This window comes from Vibrio sp. 1562 (genome assembly GCF_033340155.1).
GTDB classification, from domain to species: Bacteria; Pseudomonadota; Gammaproteobacteria; order Enterobacterales; family Vibrionaceae; genus Vibrio; species Vibrio alginolyticus.
The window spans coordinates 1-603 of sequence record NZ_JAWOVY010000537.1; the positions used below are offsets into that span (position 1 = coordinate 1).

Below are 603 nucleotides of genomic sequence, written 5' to 3' on the forward strand. Positions count from 1 at the left end.
CGCTGCCAGGTACGGCTTCACGCTGAGCTATTGCTTTGTTCAAAAGTTTAATAGAGCTTGTGTCTACGTGGAGTAATGCAGAAGTCTGGGATTTCTTCATTATATTTATATAGTTACTTGCTCTTAGAAGCTCAATAAATATGTCTTGGGTGTCTGTTTCAGAGTCCAAATGGTTGGACTTGCACCTAGACAGTACTGTTGCTGCATTTAAGTAGTTCATTGAAAAACAGTCTTTAAGGCTATCAACTAGATATTCACGAACTAATACTTCTGACTCTTCTTCAGAGTAAGTTTCGCCAGGGTTTCTTTCTTGGTCCTTAGTCGGCAAGATATGCTTATCTGTGGGTATTGGGTATACAGCAGTATCACTTGTCGTTGATGCAATAAAGTAGTTTGTTGAAGTAATCTTTGTGGTATCTATGAACAGGTTCAAGGCGTATAAAAATGCAACAATAGCTAAGAAAAATAAAACCAGAGCGTAGTATGGAGATCGCTGGACAGACTTAAAATTGTCATAGATTAAATTATGACGTTTATCTGTTTCAAACACGGCATCGTGGTTACGGTTAACCTCGCTGGAGGGTATTGATTGGCAACTAAAGG

General features: G+C 38.8%; 1 protein-coding gene. It reads right to left on the reverse strand.

Annotation, left to right across the window (positions count from 1 at the left end; genetic code table 11):
* On the reverse strand, positions 1-550 hold a 550-nt coding region (locus R7Z49_RS26270), incomplete at its 3' end, for a hypothetical protein (RefSeq protein ID WP_318112597.1).
* Positions 551-603: the final 53 nt, after the last annotated feature.